General features: G+C 38.2%; 11 protein-coding genes. 2 read left to right on the forward strand and 9 right to left on the reverse strand.

Features of this window, described 5'->3' with window-relative positions:
- Positions 1-397: 397 nt before the first annotated feature.
- From J2Y40_RS01975 to J2Y40_RS01990, 4 genes are all read right to left on the reverse strand, one after another.
- Positions 398-3,169, reverse strand: coding sequence for a hypothetical protein (locus tag J2Y40_RS01975; RefSeq protein WP_309996353.1), 2,772 nt, complete (start codon positions 3,167-3,169; stop codon positions 398-400).
- A 76-nt stretch (positions 3,170-3,245) separates the two neighbouring features.
- Positions 3,246-7,178 carry a hypothetical protein gene (locus tag J2Y40_RS01980; protein ID WP_309996358.1) on the reverse strand — a complete coding sequence of 1,311 codons (3,933 nt, stop codon included), beginning with the start codon at positions 7,176-7,178 and terminating at the stop codon, positions 3,246-3,248.
- Between the two features lie 33 nt (positions 7,179-7,211).
- Entirely contained in the window at positions 7,212-7,634 is a 423-nt protein-coding gene (locus tag J2Y40_RS01985; protein WP_153394155.1) for a transposase, read from the reverse strand.
- A 1,178-nt stretch (positions 7,635-8,812) separates the two neighbouring features.
- Positions 8,813-10,567 carry a tetratricopeptide repeat protein gene (locus J2Y40_RS01990; RefSeq protein WP_153394153.1) on the reverse strand — a complete coding sequence of 585 codons (1,755 nt, stop codon included), beginning with the start codon at positions 10,565-10,567 and terminating at the stop codon, positions 8,813-8,815.
- A gap of 1,141 nt (positions 10,568-11,708) precedes the next feature.
- Here J2Y40_RS01990 and J2Y40_RS01995 point away from each other — a divergent pair.
- The gene (locus tag J2Y40_RS01995; protein ID WP_309996364.1) at positions 11,709-13,148 is read left to right on the forward strand and encodes a T9SS type A sorting domain-containing protein; all 1,440 of its coding nucleotides are present in this window, start codon (positions 11,709-11,711) and stop codon (positions 13,146-13,148) included.
- A 67-nt stretch (positions 13,149-13,215) separates the two neighbouring features.
- Here J2Y40_RS01995 and J2Y40_RS02000 read toward each other — a convergent pair whose 3' ends face one another.
- The 5 genes from J2Y40_RS02000 to J2Y40_RS02020 all read right to left on the reverse strand — a co-directional run bounded on the left by J2Y40_RS02000 (position 13,216) and on the right by J2Y40_RS02020 (position 19,869).
- Complete coding sequence (locus tag J2Y40_RS02000) at positions 13,216-15,015, reverse strand: hypothetical protein (RefSeq protein WP_309996367.1); 1,800 nt, start codon at positions 15,013-15,015, stop codon at positions 13,216-13,218.
- A 149-nt stretch (positions 15,016-15,164) separates the two neighbouring features.
- On the reverse strand, positions 15,165-15,863 hold the full coding sequence (locus J2Y40_RS02005) for a DUF1826 domain-containing protein (RefSeq protein WP_153394148.1): 699 nt from the start codon (positions 15,861-15,863) through the stop codon (positions 15,165-15,167).
- Positions 15,864-16,145: 282 nt separating this feature from the next.
- Positions 16,146-16,727 (reverse strand): YdeI/OmpD-associated family protein, encoded by a 582-nt coding sequence (locus J2Y40_RS02010; RefSeq protein WP_309996372.1) that lies wholly within the window; start codon positions 16,725-16,727, stop codon positions 16,146-16,148.
- Between the two features lie 176 nt (positions 16,728-16,903).
- Positions 16,904-18,667 carry an FAD-dependent oxidoreductase gene (locus J2Y40_RS02015; protein ID WP_153394144.1) on the reverse strand — a complete coding sequence of 588 codons (1,764 nt, stop codon included), beginning with the start codon at positions 18,665-18,667 and terminating at the stop codon, positions 16,904-16,906.
- 14 nt (positions 18,668-18,681) lie between these two features.
- On the reverse strand, positions 18,682-19,869 hold the full coding sequence (locus tag J2Y40_RS02020; protein ID WP_153394142.1) for an FAD-dependent oxidoreductase: 1,188 nt from the start codon (positions 19,867-19,869) through the stop codon (positions 18,682-18,684).
- A gap of 218 nt (positions 19,870-20,087) precedes the next feature.
- Between J2Y40_RS02020 and glsA the strand changes: the two genes are divergently transcribed.
- A complete protein-coding gene (gene glsA / locus J2Y40_RS02025) occupies positions 20,088-21,101 on the forward strand; it encodes a glutaminase A (protein ID WP_153394140.1) in 1,014 nt (337 codons plus the stop codon).
- Positions 21,102-21,799 lie beyond the last annotated feature (698 nt).

Raw genomic sequence — 21,799 nt, forward strand, 5'->3', positions numbered from 1 at the left:
AAAATTTGATTTTTCTTACGAACTTCATCACAATAAGCTAAAAGGTATTTTTTTAATGGAATGACTTCATTATTCTGCTGTTTGATGAAGAATATCGTCTACTGAGTTACCTGAATTTTCTGACCAAAGGACTCCAAAAAACATCTGACAAGCCTCTTTAGTATCCTGTTGAGATCAGTTGGTGTTATGGATTTGTTTCTGCTTTCATTAATAAAAGAAACTTTCCAAGCGGAAAGCAAATATAAAATCCTGCAGTACGCCATTATCTGGATTATATTTTTTTAGTCTGACAGGTTTTCAGCCTTATCAAGATGTTGAACTTTGATAAGGCTTTTTGAAACCTGTTAGATCTGTTTTAAAGATTATATCTGCTAAAGGATGAATCTAAACTCCTTTATCAGTTTTTTATACAGCGAACCGATGCTGCACTTGTAAGACCAATAGAACTAGTTCCTTGTCCTATAGTATTACCACTTCCATATACGGTTGAAAGGTATCCTAAAGTACCTGCAGTACCTGAATATGAATTATAGTAATATCCAAAGGCCCCTGTATTGGTATAATTAATCCTGCCACTCTTATAACCCGGACGAGGTAATCGTAAAGCCGATCTTTCAACTGCATTGGTTGGTAGAGGTTTAGCATTCACTGCATTAGCCAGACTATTCTGATCTGCCTGAGTTGGAACTCTGAACCCCTGAGGACAAGGATTGTTGACCCCGGACATTCCCAACCATCGAGTGGTATCATAAGCAGGGCTTCTCCAGTCCGAGTTTGTTCCTCCAGGTGATGCTATATAATTAGGGGTTGTTAGTGGTTCTGTAAGGGGACCCGTTGTTGCACCCAGATATACGGCTGTTGCCGCTAATCCTCCAGTACCACTGTTCCAGTTGGTGAGCTCATGCCCATCTCCCTTTCTTCCCCATTGGAACAAAGATCCATAGGCAAGATAATCCTGATCAGTTGTAGCCTGCTGCGTCAGATTAAAGTTTGTGTTCATCAGATTGGTATAATCGGCGCCCAGATTATTGTTCAGCCAGATATTTCCGTCTTCTCCCTGAACCGGCAGATAAAGCATCAGATGGCTGGTTGTGCTGCCATTATTATCTGCCAGCCCAAACATTCTGTCTGGTATTCCCGGAATATCACGTACTTCATACCCTGTAAGTGTTCCTGCATTATTGTAAGGATACTGGAACATGCCTAGCAATACCCCCATGTAATCATTTCCGATACCTGCATTAATGTCCAGTTTCTTGGCAAGCATATCTCCACCCAAAGATTTGATGGTAGCCGTAATAAATTTGGTAGCTGTGGTATAAGACTGTGCAGCCCAGGATAATTCTAAAATTCTGGATTGTCCGTCTTCTGTATAAGCTGCCGGTATTACTGCTGTAGTCGTCCATGCGGCTATATTTCCGCTGCCTGTTACATTCGCTACAGGAATTTGCACCGTGAAGCCTGTAGTCGTAATAGAACCCTGATAGTCTGCTGTTTTGGATTCATTAATACCGTCCGCTGCTACCGGGCGGTTGTAGCTTGCCGGCGCCGTAGGTGCTGTATAAGGAATATAATCCGTATCGTAAACTGACGCTATCCAGGACTTTCTATCCTGTAGAAGAGTGATGGTAGATGGTAAAATACCTCCTCCGGCCGGGGTTACACTAAGATTAAGCCCGCTACAGCTTTGTCCTGCTATGCTGATGTTTACAGAAGTTACACCTGCTGTTGCCGGAGTACCTGCAATGTTGTATACAATGTTTCCGCTGCCTGTGGTAAAAGTACCTGCAGGAAGTGTAAAGGTCAATCCGTTTTGTATAAAGCTTTGTGCTCCATAGCTGCTTCCATTTCCTCCAGTGTAAGGTACCATAAGTGTACCACTGTATGTTGTACCCTGTGTAGCCGTTGAAGGACTGAATATAGCTGATGAACAGCTAAGTGCTAATGTACCCGGACCTCCCACATACGGGTTTACAGTAAGACTAAGCCCATTACAGCTTTGTCCTCCTATACTGATACTTACAGATATTGAACCTGCCGTTGCCGGAGTACCTGTAACGTTGTACACAATATTTCCGCTACCTGTAGCAAAATTACCGGCAGGGCGGGTAAATGTCAATCCGTTTTGTGTGAAGCTTTGTGCTGTATAACTGCTCCCGTTTCCACCTGTATAAGGTACGGTAAGGGTACCATTGTACATCGTGCCCTGTGTAGCTGTTGCAGGGCTGAATACTGCTGATGAGCAATTCAGTGATAACGTACTGCCACCACCTCCGGAACTACCATCTGGGCATGCTTGTGTGGAGATGCAATGCCAGGCCATAGAAGCGCCTCCTTCTTTTAAGGTGTATATCTTCATGCATTTGTTGGTAGTATCATATACCATCATACCTTCTACAAAGTTGGCAGCTGTAATACCCACAGGATTTCCTGATGCATCAAAAGCGACCCTGTTCGGTACAAAAGCTTTGGTTTTAGATTCTAAAGCCATCCATCCTCCTTTTCTTACCATTGGCCAGTTATCTGTATCTGCTCCGGCTCTGCCAAGAGAGGTGATACCTGCTTTGGTTTCTAATGCGGTACCGGCTGTAATACCTGGCTTGTAGCAGTAGGATGAGGAGTTTACAGCACATACCATCAAAATAGCGGTAGTATAACTATAGGTAGAGATCATTTGATCAGCAGAACTGCCATCACCCATACTGCCATAGACTCTGTGTCCTACGTAACCAAACGTGTCGGTACCCTTTTTAATATTCATAGTGGTATGTCCACTTGTTTCTACGGCAATAATTTCATCTGTCACTTTCATTCCATTGGAGGCGGCACTTACACCCGGCATATAGATAGGATCATAGGTGGCGGACTCTACGGCTCCTCCGATCATATAACCACTATTAGATCCCCAAGCCCATAGTTTATTATTATTAGTCAATACATTAATAGCACTAAGTTGACCACCAGCATCTTCAGCATGTTCGCTAGGTGAGATCCATACAATATTCTCTAATAGCCCCGTACCCTGTCCATTCTGATTGGTTACTTTTAGCGGCTGTACCCAAGTCGTTTTGGTTGTAGTGGTACCATCTCCTAATTGTTTGTAGGCATTATTTCCCATGGTATAGAGTTTTCCATTGTCAGCCAGCAGATAGTATGAACCACCTGTCATCCCAATCATCTTAGGAGTAATTCCTGCTGGGGCAGATACTTCCGTAGCATATATTCTGTTGGCGGCAGCTCCGTTATTAATACGTACCTGTACCCCAAGTATAGAGTTTTCCTTCGGAAGTTAAAGCAAACAAAGCATTTGTTGTACCTCGCATGGCTACAACGTTGTTAAGATTATCGATCGCCGATGTTTTTACACGGTGCCAGATCACATTGTTGACTGCATTCTGTGCTGTACCATCCCCATTTTTAGCACCATTCATAGACAATACCCAAGCCTCACCACTGCAGGTTACAATAGCTAACGTTCCGTAAGATCCAAACATCATTTTTACATCGGTAGGCATTACACCAGCAGGCAGACCGTCTGCTTTGCCATTAACTGTAATTTTACCAAAAGCTGTGGTACTTTTAATGGAAGAACTTATTAATATATTAGCTGCTCCCCACACATATAGCCCATCGGTAGTTAATAAAGCATGTTGTTCCGGTAAACCAGCTACTACATTCATACCTCCGGTTGCTTTCAGCGGTGTTCCTGTATAATTAAAACCATTTGCGGAGGTTATTGGTGTTGGGACTAACAAGTGTGAAGTTCCGTTAGGAGCAGCCATAGCTCCCCATGTTTTAAAGCTTCCATCACCTTCTTTTACTATCGTAGAATGAAAGATAGATACTATATTGTCGTATTCTATGGTATTAGGGTCTGAACTATTTACAAAGTTGTTTGGATTACAGCCGTTAACACAATAGTTCGGTACAAAGCCTGCAAATGTAAAATATTGTCCGTTTGCTAAAGTTACATTGGTTGTATTGTACACTACGCCGTTTACGGTAACTTCTGTTACCATTGGGGTAAAGGTATCGGTACCGTCAAAAACTGCATCGGTAGATTGTACTAAGTAGAGATTGCTAACATCTTTAGGCCATGCAACCGTTACCGTACCTACCGAATTGGTATTCTGTACTTTCCAGATAGATTCGAAACGGGTGTTGGCAACACCGTTGGAACCAGTTGTATAAGACAGAGGTATTTTAAGCTTTTGCTCCAGTCCATTATCACCGGCAAGAAGGAATTGTCTATCTGTAAGGGTATTGGTGTTTGCCGCATTGGTATTTGCTAATGAACTTCCTGCGCCTATGATCAGCTTCTGGCCGATATTTTCACTTCGCGATTGTTTCTGGTATAAAACAGAAATATTATCCCTTGCAATACCCAGAATATTATTCTGATAGATAGGGGAAGTAGTCCACACCACAGTATTATCGGAGCTTACATAATCTCCTGTCAATGTTGATCCCCATTTAACGGATAAATAAGAATCTACACGGGCTTTTTCTGAAGCGGAAAGAGGATTGGCAAATACAATCGTTTCATTCAACTGCCCGTCAAGGCTTCCCCAGTCAGTATCACCACCTACCCTGAAAATGCGTAAACCATTACCGGTATTAACATTCGAGGATGTATTGTTGTAGATATTTTCGTTACCGTCTAACCATACTTTCGCTAATACATTGGTATTAGGTGTACCACCTCCGTTCAGCCATGAAGAACCTGCAACGAAAGGCTTTTGGGTAACAAACAAATTGGTAGATATCGAATTGTAAGTACCTCCACTGTAAAACATCAGCTTATCACTTGGATTAGTATTGGAAGTACTCAATCCCGGATAATTCATGGTCTGGTCAAAACCTGCAAAAGAGGTTTTTGAGGCTCCAACAGTATTCATTTTACCGGCAATATAGATGCTTCCCTGGGTACGGGTTATAATTTCATTTCCGCTTCCCGGATCAGCAGCCATAAAATCGGCATTAAAAGTTACGGTAGGGTTGAAGTTAGCCAGTGTGCTTTGGTTAGAGAAAGCCGGCTTTTGTGCAGCGGTAGTCTGTAAAAGGTTACGGCCTGTTCCCATCTGATCATTCCATTGCTGAACAGCAGTATTATCTGCTGCTGCGGTTGTACCTGCATCAGAATATACACCTGCATCTGCCTTGTACCATACAGCTGCCGCTATACCTCCGGGAGACGGAGCCACCACATTAACCGTCAAATCACTTGTACTTATACAAGTACCTGTGGTAACGGTCCATCGGAAGGTATATACCCCCGGAGTATTGAATCCTGTAACATTGGTGTTGTAAGCTGATGGTGTTACAATTACAGGATCGGTAGCACCCGCAGGCTTGGATAACAATGTCCATGCACCTGTGGCAACTCCCGGATTATTCCCATTGAAAGTAGTCTGGGTAGTTCCAACCAAAGTCTGGGCAGATCCTGCATTAGAACCTACCTGAGCAGATACAAATATGGAGAATGTATCCTCGGATGAGGTTCCTGCACATAGGTATTCTGCATTTATAAACCCCTGAGAACCACTACTGCCGGCAGCCTTTATTCTGAAAACATATTCTCCTGGTTTATTGAGATTGTTGATTTGTGTAGATGCGCTGGTAAATGATCTTGCGGTAGTAGCCTCATAAGTAGGAGCAGCTGCCCCTGCAGGACCTGAAACCAGAGTGAAATCATATCTTCCTGCAAAATCCTGAAAATAACTTGGATTTGCTGTTGTTGTCTGATATCTTGTAGGTAATGGTACTGTTGCCGATACCACCCCAGATCCCGGATAACATACCGTAATGTTGTCGACATTAACGGCAGGACGGGTATTATCTGATATATGAACATAATAATAAGGTGTTCTGCTACAACCTCCAGCACCAACAACATTAATGTTAAATCTGTAGGTTCCTGCCCTCCATCCTCCAGACGGTGGTGTAAGGGTTACGCTTCTATTCATAGTTCCTGCACCAGTTTCTACTATAGATAGTGTTCCTCCTGAAGGGATTACGCCGGAAGGTGCTACTGAAGTTATGGTAGTAGGAGGGTCTGCTGAATTAATCTGAAAGTAAAAAGTAATAGGTGCTGTAGAACCCACCATATTACAATATAATGATCCTGCACTACCTACATTACTGAAAATCTCCATCTGATTGGAATATGCCGGATCTATAAAATCTAAAAAGCCAGGCTGGGTACCATTAAAGTTATAAGTAAGTCTTTTGGTATAGCTGCCTAAGGTATTCGAAATAGTAAGATCGAATGTATAAGCACCTGTAGTCGTAATTCCTGAAAAGTAAAGTCTTCCGTTCTCTATACGGGAATACTGAATATTCCCCCCAGCCGGCTGGCTTACCACAGTCATGGTAACGGTTGTCCCGAAAGAAGAATTTCCCGATGAATTAGTCGTAGATGTTGAAAATTTTGGTGAAGTTGAATTAGCATCATAATAAAATGAAGCACCGCTAGTACCAGGTGTTACACATTGACTAGAAGTGGCAGGAAATGTCATATTGGGATTTGGGAGGAACCTAACGATTGCATCATCCTCATACCAACAATTCGGGTTATTAACGGAGGTGATCCTCAGTACAGCACGGTAAGCAGGATCTGTTGTATGATCCGTTTTATTGGTAAGCGTTAATGTAGGACTTGCTGTTGTGGTGTTGCTCATCGTGGCATTAGTTGTAGCAATAGTTCCATTAGATTCAAAACTGAAAATGTTATAATATGTCCATGATGCGGTATATCCTGCCGGGATGGTAGCATTGAGTGCAGCTACTCCTGTGGTTGCAGGTATGCCCGTAATATCCGGGCCTGCGGTAAAGGTAGAGGCATCTCCAGATGCTGTAATGGTTACCTGTGAGGTTACTGTTCCGGAAGGGTTACAGCTCTGTGCCACCTGAAATACATAATTGCCTGGATAAGTCATTCCCGTAACATTGGGGGTCAGGGAATTAATGTTGCTTATAACCGGGTCCGGTGCTCCGGAAGGTTTAGATACCAGTGTCCAGACTGGTGTCCCGTTTGTACTGCCGGATGAACTTCCCTGTAGGGTATAGGATGTACCGCATATCGTGGCATTCCCTCCTGCATTGATACTACACTGTGCGTAAAGTATCACATTACCCAGAAAGAGCAACAGGATAAAAAGTAGTTTTTGTTTTTTCATTATTTGTTTTTTAGAATCGTTTTTTTATTGTTTTTACTTCTGTTTTTTGTTTCTTGCCATCCATTTATAGAGTGTTGTTTTGGGTATTTTATATTGTTCTATGACCTGATTCCGGCTCATCTCTTCAGATTGAATCTGTGCAAGAATGAAATCTATAATCTCTTTGGTGTATATATTTTTCCGGAATTGCGGCAGCTGTGATTCCACTTTTAGAACCTGCGGATGTGGGGGAGGAGCATACAGAATAAGATGCTGGGAGTAGATCCTGAAAAAATCATGCTCCAGAAGTTTGCTCCATTTCAGAAGGACTTTGGTATCAAGGATTTTTTCCTGATACATTTTTTTTATTTCTTTTTCTTCAAGCTTCATAAAGTTACAGATACGGGAAATTTCTATTCCACATTCTGCTACTCTCTGACTGATCAGGGATCCTATATGAATGTTTTTAAAGTTCATTTTTCCTGTATTTTTATATCTATTTCTGATGGTGCTATCGTCAATCTGATTGAGAGAATATTTTGGGTATTTTTTATGATTTAGAAACTTTAGAACATAAAAAGCAGGTGTAAAAATACTTATGCCGGAATAACGTATTAAAAATTCAAATCATAGACGTTTTACGGAAGCTAGTGCAGGGTGTTTAATATTTCTGTTCCGTTTTTTTGCTGCAGATTTGCTATCAAGCATATTATTTCTCAGGCGCATAATTAAGATAATTCATATTCTTTAGCAAAGAACATATGGGACGATTTCCGAAATTTTCAGATGTAAATTTTTGAATAATAACAAGATGCCAATAAACGTTTTTACAAATAAGTGTGTTTGATTTTTAGTTAGTTATGTAGAATCTGTGCGTTTTGTTCTGCCTTATTCAGTTGTATTTAAATTAGTTTAAAAGTGATTGAATAAAAGACAATATTAAAGTCAAAAAAGAAGAAGTGTTATTGGCTTTGTCTGAAGATGAAAGTTATATTTACTGCAGCAAAAGGGATTACTTAATATATATGAATTACAAAGGGCATATCCGGGAAAAAAATATTAGCCTGGCTATATAAAAAATAGAAATTCAATGTATATAATCTGGAAATTTAACCTCAGACATTCTTCCTCATTGGTTGAATGACAATGGGGCAGCTTTACAGATCTGGAAATGATGAAAATTGTTTATTTAAATATTTGATTTACAGTATTTTATTTCTAAGTTGTAGAACTGCTGCAATTTTTAAAATAATAGCTATATCAAGTTGAAAATCGCATTTTAAAACTAAATCAAAAAGAGCTTACACAAGTATTAATGGATAGTTCCATTGGATATTTATTGATCGGTGGTGGATACGATGAGTATATTCTATCACCTACTGTGGTAGTGGAGAGTTTTTTGATTTAACAAATATAAAAGAACAAGATAACAAAGATTATAAAGATATTGTTATAGGTGACCAATTCGGGCCATTTTCTTCAAACATCAATGTAGCTCTCGATTTGGCTTTAAAAGCAGTAAAATATTATTATGAACATGAAAGAACAGATCCTTCCCTGACCTGGAAAGAATCTTAATAGCCAATAATACAACATTAAATGCAGCCACTTGAAGAGGGGGGGATTACATTTTAGAAGGGTAGCAGGCTTTTAATTTAGATTGTATTGAGAAAATCGTCCAATTTTTGTTCTTTTCCTAATCCAATTTTTGATTTGATTTTGGTTTTGTATACCCTTACACTTCCCGAAGTAATTCCTTCAAGCAAAGAAACTTCTTTGGATGAAAGATTGAGCTTGAAATAAACACATAAATTAAGTTCCTGTTCTGTAAGACAAGGAAATTGATGAGAAAGTTTTTCCGTAAAGAGCTTGTTTTCCAACGAACTTTCATTCATAAAATCATAGTTTTTATTATCAATCTGGATCAGGTTGTTGATTTTGAACTGTAATTCCTTCAAACTCTCTTCTACATCGGTTTTTTTTGTTCTTCTTATCTTTTTCAGATTCTCAAGAAGAGCTTTTTCGGTTTCAATTTTCAGATTAAGACTTAAGTGGAGATTTTTATTTTTTTCTTTTTGCAGCTGTACATCCTTTTCCAGTAATTTTTTATTGTCTTCCAGTAGAAGCTTTTGTTGTTCCAGAAGTTCTTTTTCTGTTTTATTTTTCTTTTTAGTATACCAGATTAACCAAATTAAGAATAAAACGATAAATAATGCAAGGACCAGAAGAAACCAGTTTCTCTTTTTGTTGTCATCCATTTTATGATCATATTCCTCGTATATTTTTTTTAATACATATTGATATAATGCATCAGAAACCTTGTGCAGTTTCTTTTCAGAAATTGAATTCTGCTCACGCTGTAGAGATTCCATCCTTTTTGAAACCATTTTTAAGTTTTGAAGATCATCCATTTTCAGATAATAACTCTGAAGAATCTCATTGGTGGCTATTTTATAATGGATGGATTTTATTTTAGGTTCCAGATTGATCAGGAAATTAATAACGGCATTATGCTTCTGTTTTTCTCCGGTAATGGTATAAATATCAATCAAACGCCGTGAAGAAGCAATAGCATCCTTATAATAAACTTCTCGATCTTTACAAAACTCTAATTCTGCTGCTAATAATTTTTCTGCCTTTAAATAATCCTGTTGCTCTATAAAATAAGTAGCAAGATTACCACTGAAATAGTGAATATAATATTCTTCTTCCTGATTAAGATTTTTCTTTTTCCTTAAAATATCAATGCCTTTCTGTGCATTTTTGATACCCAATTCTATATTGTTCACCTTTTGATAGACCATACTTATGTTATTGTACATAGAGGCTACATACACAGTATCATCTTTTCTTCCTCTTCTGATATAACCTTCCATAGCCTTATTAAAATAAATCAAAGCTTTACTATAGTTTTTTTCATTGAAATATAATTTTCCCTTTAGATGGTACAGGTGAGGTAATAATAACATTTTGCCTGTCTTTTCATCAGCTTCTATAGCTTTATTCAGAAATTGCATGGACTGCTCCGGAGAGATATTTTCAAATTGATAGGCCAGGTTAAAGTTACAGACAATCGTTATATAGGCATATTGGTCGTCATTCAGACACATAAGTTCATAAATGTACGGGATTTCACCTGCATTAGGAAAAATTCCAAAATTAATAAAAAGATGGCTGTATTTACTGCTGATCAGATAAAGGCGGTTACCGCTTTTTCTGTATTTCTCCAACTCTCTTTTTTCTAATGCTTTTACTTTTTCAGGCTGATTTTTAACAGCAGAAACCTCATCATTGAACTTATAAAGATAATCATTGCCATCTTGTCCGGATGTATTACAGGAGCAGAACAGGTAAAATAATGCTGTAAACGATATAATAATTGTAACCGGAGATAAGTAAATTTTATGCATATAGTGTTTTATATTAAACAAAACAGATATAATATTATTTCTTGTATTATAATCAGTTAACACTTTGCTTATTTTAATTAATTGGTTATTAATATTCTATGAAATATTAGTTAATACTTTTTTTGAAAATATTAGCTATCAATTATTAATTATTAATACTAAGAAGTAGTGCACTTTATTCATTGCAAAATATTTTTTCTGAGAAATGGTAGTAGCTGGTTAAATTCGTTTTGAAAATAATCTCCTGATTTATAGGTTCCATATGATATAAATGAGTATGTCTTATATAAAGAAACATAGGGAATCTTTTCGGGATTATCCAACACCCAATCTTAGGCTTTGGAAAAACTTTATTTTTGTGTTTCTATATGTACTGGCATTTCTAACAGCATTGATATCAGCTTTGGTATCCGTTAGGATTCAATCTTTTTGCTCCAAAAATGTCTTCCGTAAAGAGTATCCTAAGATATGCATGAAATACCCCAGATTGGTATTGGTTCGCACAAAAATGTTGCGATTTTAACGCTTCATAGGCTGGCCTGTCTTTTTGGGTATTACAATACACCACAATATTGATTTTATCTTCGAAAAGAACCGAATGATAAGGGGCTTCGGTATAAAATAAGATCGAATATTTTTTGAGAGTGTTTGTATAAATTATTTCGAGAATAATTAATTGAGGTAAAGCTTAACTAAAAACAAACTATACCATTTAGTTTAATTACCTGAAAATCAAATATGCTTATTTGTAAAACGGTAATCGTAGGAATAAAAGTTCTTTTTTTGAAAGACTAATAGAGGAACCGGAATAGTGATTTTAACGGTGGTAAATACCTGTATTTCAATAATAATCCTGCCAGGAATGATGATAAACGATATTGTAAAAAGCAGTTTGAGGTACGGTGAAGTATATCTTTTTAGAAACTTTAATGTTATTTTATGCTGATTTTATATCCATGCAAAATAATTCAAATATTAATGAAAAATATTAAATAATAATCTTGTTAAATGCTGTTAATTAGTTGGTTATGATTATTCGGATTGTTAGTTGATATAGGCTGATTTCTGAATTTTGCGCATATATACTTTGGATGCACCTATTGAATTGAAATAAATTCGTCAGGTAAATTAAAAAAAAATTATGTCACAAATTGTATTTTTCGGAAACAGGCAGAAAACCGCAGTACTCAGTCTTATTGCGTTTTTGTTCGGCTTAAGTGTTATGAATGCCCAGTGCTCTTTAACTGGATGGAAAAAATTCTCACAGGGAGAAACCTTTAGTGTTGCTTTAAAAGAAGATGGAACACTTTGGATGTGGGGACAGAATATTAATGGTATTCTTGGAAATGGTTCTGGTGCAGCAACTATTGTGAAGGTTCCTACACAAATAGGAACGGCTAATGATTGGACAGATATCTCTGTAGGACGTTGGTTTGTTTTAGCAAAAAAATCTGATAACAAGCTTTACGGATGGGGAGACAATCAATATGGCAATTTAGGAATCGGCAATAATGCAGCACAGTATTCCCCTGTCATGATCTCTGAAAATGTTAAATCTTTTTCTGCGGGGTATCACCATACCATGATTGTAAAAACAGATGGTACGATGTGGGGAACAGGTTATAATGAATGGGGAAATCTTGGTGCAGGAACAACCCTCGGATATTATAATGTTTGGCAACAGGAAACCTCACTTGCTACGAATTGGGACAAAGCTTCAGCAGGATACTATAACTCATTCGGAATTAAAACAGATGGAACACTTTGGTCAGCTGGTGCCAATGTACAAGGGCAGACAGGTACCGGAGTAACTTCCGGAGCAGCTGTTAATTTTGCGCAGATAGGAACTGATAACAACTGGAAAGATGTTTCTTGCGGGGTTTATCATGTCTTAGGTCTTAAAACAACAGGGAAATTGTTCGGATGGGGATCCAGTGCTAATGGAAGACTAGGAATAGCAGGTGCAGGTTCACAGTTTTTCTATACACCACAGGCTATTGAAGCTGCTTCTGACTATAAGCAGATCGCTACTTCATGGGATGCTTCAGCGATTATGAAAAGTGATAATGGGATTTATGCATTTGGAGTTAATCATAATGGGATTACCGGAGGAACTGCTGGTGACACCTTTAATCTGGCACCTCAACAGGTAGGAACGGATACCAACTGGAAAACATTAGCACTGCGTGTTGGTGGTTATCATTTTGGAGCTGTTAAAGAAGATACTACTGTGTGGGCCTGGGGGGCAGATAATCTGTTTCAATTGGGTAACAGTGATGGAGTAACTGCAGATAAAAATTTCCCTACTCAGGTAAGCTGTTCTGAGTTTCTTGCGGTTAATGAAATAAAAACCAATGAAAGCAAAATTAGCTTATATCCCAACCCTGCAAAAGATAAAGTATTTATCAAACATCAGGAAAAATTGAATCAAATCAAGGTGTATAATACAAATGGGGCATTAGTGAAATCTATCTCAGATTTTGATAATGGCTCAGCAATTAATATCTCTGACTTGCCGGCTGGTGTTTATCTTGTACAGGTAAACAACGAAACTCAAAGTTTCAAATTAATAAAGAAATAAATAATAAATATATTGATGATCAACAGCTTCCACTTGTGGGAGCTGTTTGTGATTTAAACCCTAACCGTCAATTTCCGAAATTAACAAAATGAGGAACTTCCGTGGCAAAACTGTTCATAGGCAGAAGATTATTCCGGTTGCTGTTAAAATCAGAAACTGAATGATCATCAAACGGCACATGAGGATAATAGGTGAAAGAGATCTGGATTCTGTTGAAGACCAAAAACGGATTATTAATTAAAACACCAACTCCTATTTTTGTATTGGTACGGGTTTTCAGAAGTTTTTCATCAGGCATTCCCAGCCAGCCGGCTGCCATCGTTAAATAAGGACTGAAATGGAAATTCTTCCAGGTTTTATTAATAAACATCTGAAGCTGATATCTTAAAACCATTTTTTTAGTTCCTATATAATCCGGATTGTAGACAGGAAACTCATCGGAAGAGGAAAGATTGATTCTGTCTTTATAAGAATAATTATGTTGAGGATTTCCTAATGCTAAAGTAGGAGAAAAAAAATGTCTTACTTTGGCAAATTTCCAGTCCTGAAGATGGGTGAAATAAGTCCCGTCTAAACGGAAAGATTCACGGTTTTGGCTGTCCTCATTAAGGAATCTTCCAAACTGAGCTTTCAGAGTAAAATACCCCAGTTTTGTAAAATTACCGTAAGATGCGGAAACTCCCACATACGGCTTTACCTCCCTGTTTCTTGATAAACCGCCTGCAATAAAACTCACCGATTTCCCATAAGCAATATCCTCCGGAAGGTCATATTGAAAAATATTCTTCTGCACGGAAAATTTTCTGTTAATAAGCCCAACGGACATCAAAAAACTGTTATAAGAGCTGAAATATCTATACTGATCTATTTCCGGACTGTCTTTATACTGATAATTCTGGAATCTTCCTATAATAGCAATATTGCTGGCTACTTTTTCACCCGGATCAGAGGAAACCGGTATCTGATAACCGCCCCATAAATCCTGACTGTATACCTTGATCTGACCTTCCGGAAAAGTAGTATCGGTTTCTGTAGGAAGTGAAACATTTCGCATAAAATATTCAAAAGTAAAGCCACCTGCCCATTTTGTGAGGGGTGAAAAAAAATCTCTCCTCATATTGAAATTGATTCTTTCATTCTTGAGAAAATCCCGTTCACCCAGAATTTGGGCATTAATGTAAGTTCCAAAAAGATTATAAGTGGTGTAACTTCCCAAAAGATAATTTTGTTTTTCTTTGGAATCGTTTCTGTAAAGAAAATCAAGCGTGTGACCTAAACCCAATACATTTTCCTCTCTAATTCCCAGGCCAATCTTACTTCCGGAATAGCTTAGGCTCGGTTTCAGACTCCAGGAATCGAGAATTTTTACAACAACATCAATAGAATCTTTGCCGGAAGTACTGTCGGAAACACTGATGTTAACCCTGTTTATAAAAGGCATTGTTCTCAGCAAACGTTCGGATTCATAGAGTTTCTGGGCATTATATTCTTCCCCTTTCTTAAAAAGAAGATAATTATTAACAGTAGATGCTTTTGTAGCGGAATGAAGTTTGTCTGCTACCCAGTCGTACCATTTTAATTTTTCTTTATGGTTTTGAGAGCCATATCCAAAAGGGTCAATAGTTTCAATACGGACATTTCTGATGTATCTTTTGTTATAGGTCTCCTGCAGGAGTTTTTCGGTTCTGGATTTAACAGAGGATGAATCTGCCTCCCTGCGGAATATGAAACGGTGAATGAATTTGGTGACTTTTCTTTTATCCGAAAATTCCTCTATTTTATAATAAAGCGAATCTTTTTTCTCCTGCGCATTTAAAAAGAAAAAACCACATAAAAATAAAATTAAAGTTATAATCGATCTAGTCATTAGCCATCGGGAATTCAATGAAATTAACAGCATCAATTAATAAGCCAATACCTAATAAAAATAAAGGAATATACTGTCAGAATTATTATTTGATTAATTTTTTTCAATAAGTATTAAATGAAATTCAGGTTGCATCAACAGTAAAACCCCTAACAGATTAAAAGCAGCCGGTATTCCCCTTTATTTTCAACAGGCGCTCTGTGTACACAAGGCAGGACTTCCTGCTCAGGATGATCTACCGCCAGACGCCAAAGATGCCCCAGCCCTAAATTAACAGGCTCTGCATTGGGCTTCGGCTGGTAATGCAGATCAAAGAAACAGTCTTTCATGAAAGTCTCAAACTCAGCTTCCGGACCGTCGTGGAGTTCTTTAAGCTTTTCCCTGATTTCCGGAATAAGAATCTTTTGTTCTGCCTGATCATTAGGCAAAATATCACTTGCCGTACCATGATAGGTACATAAAAAGGTATTCGTTCCGATGGGGGATCGATCTACATGATAGGAATAGACATCTGTTGAAATGAAATCGAACTCCTCATCCCGTTCGTAACATTTTAGTAAATTAAGGGTAGGGGACGCTCCGAAATCTGTTAACTGCTGTAAGTCATGTAAGATAATTTCTCTGGCAGTATGGCCTTCTTCTGAGAGCTGCAATGCCAAAAGGTCTTCGGTAGAAACTTCTGTAATATTATCTTTTAGCTGAAGCTTAGATACAATTTCCTTAAAATCTCCGGCTAAATTCCTGTGCCAGCAGATGGCATTCATACTTCCCTGAAAATGGGTGTTAACAAGTTCAGAAAAAGTGGAAACTACTCCGATTTGATCGCTTTTAGAAAATATATCGTCCATATTTAAAGTAAACTGTTACGTCGTTTAATTCTTTGCAAAAATAAGGAATAGACAAGAAGATAAATAGGATGAATTTATTTTATTGATAAACCTCGGTTCAGGGTTGATATAGGTTTGAAGCTGGGAGAGGGAAGAGGAAGGTTATGAAGGTCATTAAGAATAAGTACTGATCTGTTTTAAGATAATTTGATTTTATGGTGGCTTTCAATGTCTATAACTAAAAGTAACTTCCAGTCTCCTTCTTCCATCTTCCAGCCTTTCATATTTTATTGTGGATGTCAATCAAAATTGTTTTGGTTTCTTTCTCTGGGCTGCGAGTTCTGCGATTTCATCAACACGTTTCTTTCGGGTTTCCGGCCGTTTGGCAAGAACAATCCATTGTAGCAGCATTTTTTTCATGGATTTGCTAAGGCTTAAAAAATAATCTTCTGAACCTGAATAGTTTTTAAATGCTTCATCCAGGTCTTTAGGAATAGTTAGATCTTCTACGCAGTCTAAAATGGTCCATGAGCCGTTTTGTTTTGCTGTTTTAATCGTTTCATAGCCGGCTTCAGTCATCATTTGGCTGTCAATCAGTCTCTGGATTTTTCCCTTGTTGATTTTTGACCAGGTACTGTTGGGTTTACGCTTGCTGAACAATTGTACAAAAGAGGATTCGTCAATCGTTTTTCTGGTACTGTCGATCCAGCCAAAGCAAAGAGCTTCATCAACCAGTTCGCTCCAGCTTATGGTAGGTAAGCTCGATTTTTTTGTGTTGCAGACAAGCCATATGGATTGTTCCGTCTGATGATTTTCCTGAAGCCATTGGCGCCATTCCGTTTTTGTATTGACATAAACCGTAAGTCTTTCCTTTACTTTTTGCATGGTAATTCCCTGTTATTTTGTCTCTGTTGATTATGTAAATGTAAGAAGGATTTATGACAACAGCCTGTCAGGATGAAAAATCTTTTTGTAAAATCTCATTCTAAAATAAGCATTGTGAGCAATACAATAAAACTCCGGAATGCTCCGGAGCTTTATTGAATATAATGTATTTGTGTTTACCATCCCAGATAATAATCAGGGCTCAGCCAGTACGGCCTGTCCAGTCCGAAATGTTCCTGCAGCATTTTTTCCGCTTCACAGAAAGCTCCTTCCACCCATCCCTGCTGGTCAGAATAAGCTTCTCCACAAATGTGAATCTGTTCATCCGTAATTGGATTTCTCATATAAGGCATAACATCTTTTACAGAGAATCCTGCTTTCCATGCATGGTATCCTGCGCCAAAAGGATCATCAGTCCAGTCTTTAAAATAGGTTACATAAGGCTCCGGTATAGTCAAATCCGGCCCATGCAGTTCCCGAAGCTGGTTCATCAGTTCATTGACCATCAATTGAGTAGCCTGAACATCATCCAATTGATGCAGTTCTTTCAGAGAAGCTGATTGGGTTGCTTTTACTTTAAAAAGAACCTTATCATCGGTAAGAGCTTTCCAGAAGGTTTCAGTTTCCATATCGCCGTAGCTTCCCAGTAGCATAGAATTATCCGTTTCATGATCCGTTCCGAAATAATAGCATTGCCTCATAGGCAGATCACTAATCGAATGTCCCGAATCAATTTTCAGTTTTTTCCACCATGGATGTTCAAAGCCCATTAAGATTTTGAAGGCCGGTTCCATAATGATAGAGCGGATATTTTTATTCAGAGCTGAACTTTCATCACCATTAAAAAAGAAATTGTTCTGATCCATAAGCTCCAGAGACTTTCTAGGCATGGCAAGGACAATTCTGTTGGCATAAACGTTCCATTCTTTGTTGGTTTGCAGGTTCAGAAACGTCAGCAGGTATTTATGCGTATGAGTTAAAGGATGCTCTTTGGTGAACGTCAGCAGTTTATTTTCAGACCAGATGCAGGCCTCTTTATTTTCCATATAAGAATTGGCGACTGCGTAGGCAATGCTGTCATATCCTTCTTCAATGGTTTTGTAAATAGTTCCTGCCGAAAAATCTCCAACCATATAAGGAAATGCTTCCGCAGAATTCCAGTTGATGGTATTTGAATAGTATCCACCCGCATTGGCCAGAAACTCATATCCTTCCTGTGATACCTGGTCTTTGATCAGATTCCAGAAACCAATATCATTTACCTTGCGGTTATTGTAAGGAGAACCGGGAAAATTGTACATTAATTTTGGTTTTATATCATCCCAGTCTTTACTGGTCAGTTCAAAAGAATAATCATAAATTGAAGCTCCTTTGATGATTTTGCTTCTATAGGTCTTGGCAACCCATGAATCAGCCATTAAAACATCATAGATAATTTTATTGAACAGCTGGTCTGAGCTGAATCCGTCGTCGTCGTCATTCAGATAATACCGGGTCGCCAGCTTTTTATTTTCTCTCTGTGCAACCGTCCATGCATCCTGTTTGAAACGTTCTTTACGAAGATACATCAACAGCTTTGAAGGATCGCCCATTGGAAAAGGGATGGGTGTCATTTTATCTTTCAGGACAGGAGTTCGTTTGTTCAGATCGCTTTCTGTGAGAGGGTAGCCTTCAATGAGTGTTGTTACTATTTCCTGGGAAGTCAGGTAGCGCATCCCGCCCAATTCGCCCCAGAAATTCATCCCGGGCATAATGACAGATTCCAGTCTTCCGCCCAGCTTATTGCTCATATCGAAGATCTGTACTTCACTGGCTTTAAATCTTTGATCAGTTACCAGACGATAAGCTGTATACAGTCCGGAAGTTCCGGCTCCGATAACAGCGACTTCTATTTTTAGATCAGGATGCATTCCTGAATTCAATGGCGTGTTTTTATTCATGGTTGTATGGTTTTTTAAATGGCTTGAAAATATTTGCGTCCTAAGCGGAAAGGTTTAATATTAAAATCTGTTTTTCCGTCTAAGGCAAGATCAGACATGATTTTTCCTAAAAAAGGGGTGAATTTTGCAGCCCACCCGGTAGCATATACCACGATGTTTTTATAATTGGAAACATAAGGAGGGGCAAAATCTATCAGCAGTTCCTTATCAGGAATCGTACTTAAAGCAATAAGGCATGTGGAAGTGTATTCCGGTTGTGTACTTAGCCCTGTCATATGGGTCTGTATCCATTCAGAAGTATAGGCCAGTTCCTGCGGATTGGGAATTAAAGTCCTGTCATTAGGTTCCTCTAAGGGGTTGATGACAAAATCCGGTGCTACCCGGATGTATTCCGGATGATCCCAGTCAACAGAAGGGAAGCCATAAAACTGATTGCCGTTTTTTTCTATAGAATTCTGGAAGACAAACCAGGTCGGGTACTGTATCTCAGGATCTGTCTTTTTAAAATAAGCAGAAGACATATTCCAGTAAGTCGCTTCTATTTTAAAATCCAGTAAATTAATCACACTGTTGATGTACGGACCAGGAATAATGGCCAGTTTTTTGGTAATATAAATTCCGTGAGGTGTAGTAATCTCAAAGAGTTCGCCTTTGGGATTAATTTGAAGAACAGGCGAGTTCTCCTCCAGATGAACCGTTTCTTCTTTTGTGCACAGATTCAAAAGCGTTTCAAGAGTTGCTTTAAAATTGATGCTGGCTCCATCCGGTTGAAATAGTCCGGTATAATTCTCCGGAAGGTTTCTGAAGTGGTATTTTTGCTCAATTTCTTTTGCGGTAAGAGTTGTGTAAGGGACTTTTAATGCTTTTAAAGACGCTTCAGCTTCAGCAATATTTCCTTCAGTGGAATGTACCTCAGGATCTCCAAACCAAAGGGTACCTACCTTATCAAGAAGCTGTGTAGACGTTTCTTTCTGCAGTTCATCCCAATACGGTTGTGATTCCAGAGCCATTTGCACCATATATTCATCCGGATAGGGGATTCGGAACTGGCGGGAAACTCCGGCTGAACTTCCCAATTGATTCATAAAAGTAAACTGCTCCAGAACTAGGGCTTTTGCCTTTCTTTTACCCAGATGATAAGCCGTGGCCAGGCCTATTGCTCCTCCTCCGATGACGATAACGTCGTAGTTTTCTGTGATCATGTGTTATTTGTTTTTGTGGTCTCACACAGATATGAAAATACCTGAGCATGACAAAGTAACAAAGATGAAAACACCTGTTGTAGAGTATAAATCAGTAATTGAAGCTTTGGGTATAAATACTGAACAGAATGTATTTCTCAAAGAATAACCTCCACAAGACAAAATATTTTATCTTTGCTTCCGGGACTTATCCCAATAGATAATTGAAAATATTCTACATGAAAAAAAATAGCATTCTGTTTTCAGCAAAAGGAATCTTTATAGCGGCTTTTCTGTCTTTTAACACAATGGCTTATGCCCAGAAAACGGTAGACGTTCCGGTAGTTTCAGAAAAAGTATTAAGCAGTATTTTGGAAAAGAACAGAACGTATTATACACAGGGTAAAGTAGCCGATTATATTCCTGAGCTGGGAAAAATGGATGCTAAGGCAATTGCCTTTTCAGTAGTGGATAAAAATGGGAAAGTGCTGAACGTAGGCGATGTTCACAAGAAATTTACCATGCAGAGCATTTCCAAGATTATTGCCCTCATGATTGCGGTAAATGAAAGAGGAGAGGCTGATGTCTTTAATAAAATGGGCTATTTCGGATCCGATAAGCCCTTCAATCATTTTTCCAATCTGGAAACAACCGGAAAACCGCTTAATCCGATGATGAACGCAGGAGCTATCCTTACTGTTTCACTGATTTCCGGAGAAGGAGAAAAGCCATTCCTTAAAGTATTGGATATGGTACGTTACATTACGAAAAACACGTCAATTGATTACAGTAAATCCGTTTATGAATCGGAAAAATCTACCGGCCATCGTAACCGGGGAATGTTTTATCTGATGAAAAATAACGGACTGATCTCAGGAGATGAAGACCAGTTAGATAACTATTTCAAACAGTGTTCCATTGAACTGACCGCAGAAGACCTGGCCAAGATCGGATATTTCTTTGCGAATCAGTGTACCCGTTTTGATGGAGATTCCACCTACAAAAACGCAGAAACTGCCAAATTAATAGAATCACAGATGCTGATTGCCGGAATGTATGAGTTCAGTGGAGAATATGCCCGCACGGTTGGACTTCCAAGTAAATCTGGTGTAGGAGGCGGAATTACCGTAAGTGTACCTGGAAAAATGGGAATAGGAGTATTCAGCCCTTCATTAGATCAGCATGGAAACTCGTTGGCAGGATATCATATGATTTTGGATCTGGTAAAGCAGTATAACCTGAGTATATTTTAATATATTTTTTGATATTAAGAATTTCCCATAGATACCTCGGATTACACGGGTCTTTGTAGGATCTTTTGTCTCGCAGATGTGGCAGATAACGCATATTTTTTTAATGTATTGTTGGTTTAACGCTAAAGGGCGCAAAGAAATTAAAGCATTATGCTGCTTTTAAGGCGCCAGAAAATCAAAGATTTTCAGTAGTTTTTTGAACAATGATCAACTATTTAAGAATCAAAAACCAGCCGAAGGCTAATCCATCGCTTCATCGGATCAACGGAGTTGATTCTACGCTTTGCTCCCTAAAATATGTGCAAAGAAGCCAAGACTTTGCGTTACAAAAAGTGATATCAATACCATCAGAAAAGCATAAAGCTAAGAACAGAATCAGCAGTCATAAAATCCTACTTGATCTCAAATTTATTCTGAAAGTCTATGATAACAACCTGAAATTACGATGCAATCATAACTTCCATTCTTTAGCCCATTTTCCATCATGTTAAATTTTCAAAAATAGAAAGATAATTTCCCACTGTATTTTGAATTTTTTTTAAATAAACTGGGAATTCGTATCTGTTTCATCCTGAATTGACTAATGAATTTTGGCTCATTTTAACTCCTCTTTTGAATATATTACATTTTTGTAATATTGAAAAAAGTAATCACTTATTATTGAAATATTTTGTTTTTTATTTCTATATTTGCCTAAT

This window comes from Chryseobacterium sp. 2987 (assembly GCF_031456375.1).
GTDB lineage: Bacteria > Bacteroidota > Bacteroidia > Flavobacteriales > Weeksellaceae > Chryseobacterium > Chryseobacterium vaccae.

Bases quoted from the DNA above. Each gene is read 5' to 3' on its own strand.
- J2Y40_RS01975 (WP_309996353.1), bottom strand. From the start codon at position 3,169: ATGACAGGTGGTTCATACTATCTGCTGGCTGACAATGGAAAACTCTAT.
- J2Y40_RS01980 (WP_309996358.1), bottom strand. From the start codon at position 7,178: ATGAAAAAACAAAAACTACTTTTTATCCTGTTGCTCTTTCTGGGTAAT.
- J2Y40_RS01985 (WP_153394155.1), bottom strand. From the start codon at position 7,634: ATGAACTTTAAAAACATTCATATAGGATCCCTGATCAGTCAGAGAGTA.
- J2Y40_RS01990 (WP_153394153.1), bottom strand. From the start codon at position 10,567: ATGCATAAAATTTACTTATCTCCGGTTACAATTATTATATCGTTTACA.
- J2Y40_RS01995 (WP_309996364.1), top strand. From the start codon at position 11,709: ATGTCACAAATTGTATTTTTCGGAAACAGGCAGAAAACCGCAGTACTC.
- J2Y40_RS02000 (WP_309996367.1), bottom strand. From the start codon at position 15,015: ATGACTAGATCGATTATAACTTTAATTTTATTTTTATGTGGTTTTTTC.
- J2Y40_RS02005 (WP_153394148.1), bottom strand. From the start codon at position 15,863: ATGGACGATATATTTTCTAAAAGCGATCAAATCGGAGTAGTTTCCACT.
- J2Y40_RS02010 (WP_309996372.1), bottom strand. From the start codon at position 16,727: ATGCAAAAAGTAAAGGAAAGACTTACGGTTTATGTCAATACAAAAACG.
- J2Y40_RS02015 (WP_153394144.1), bottom strand. From the start codon at position 18,667: ATGAATAAAAACACGCCATTGAATTCAGGAATGCATCCTGATCTAAAA.
- J2Y40_RS02020 (WP_153394142.1), bottom strand. From the start codon at position 19,869: ATGATCACAGAAAACTACGACGTTATCGTCATCGGAGGAGGAGCAATA.
- glsA (WP_153394140.1), top strand. From the start codon at position 20,088: ATGAAAAAAAATAGCATTCTGTTTTCAGCAAAAGGAATCTTTATAGCG.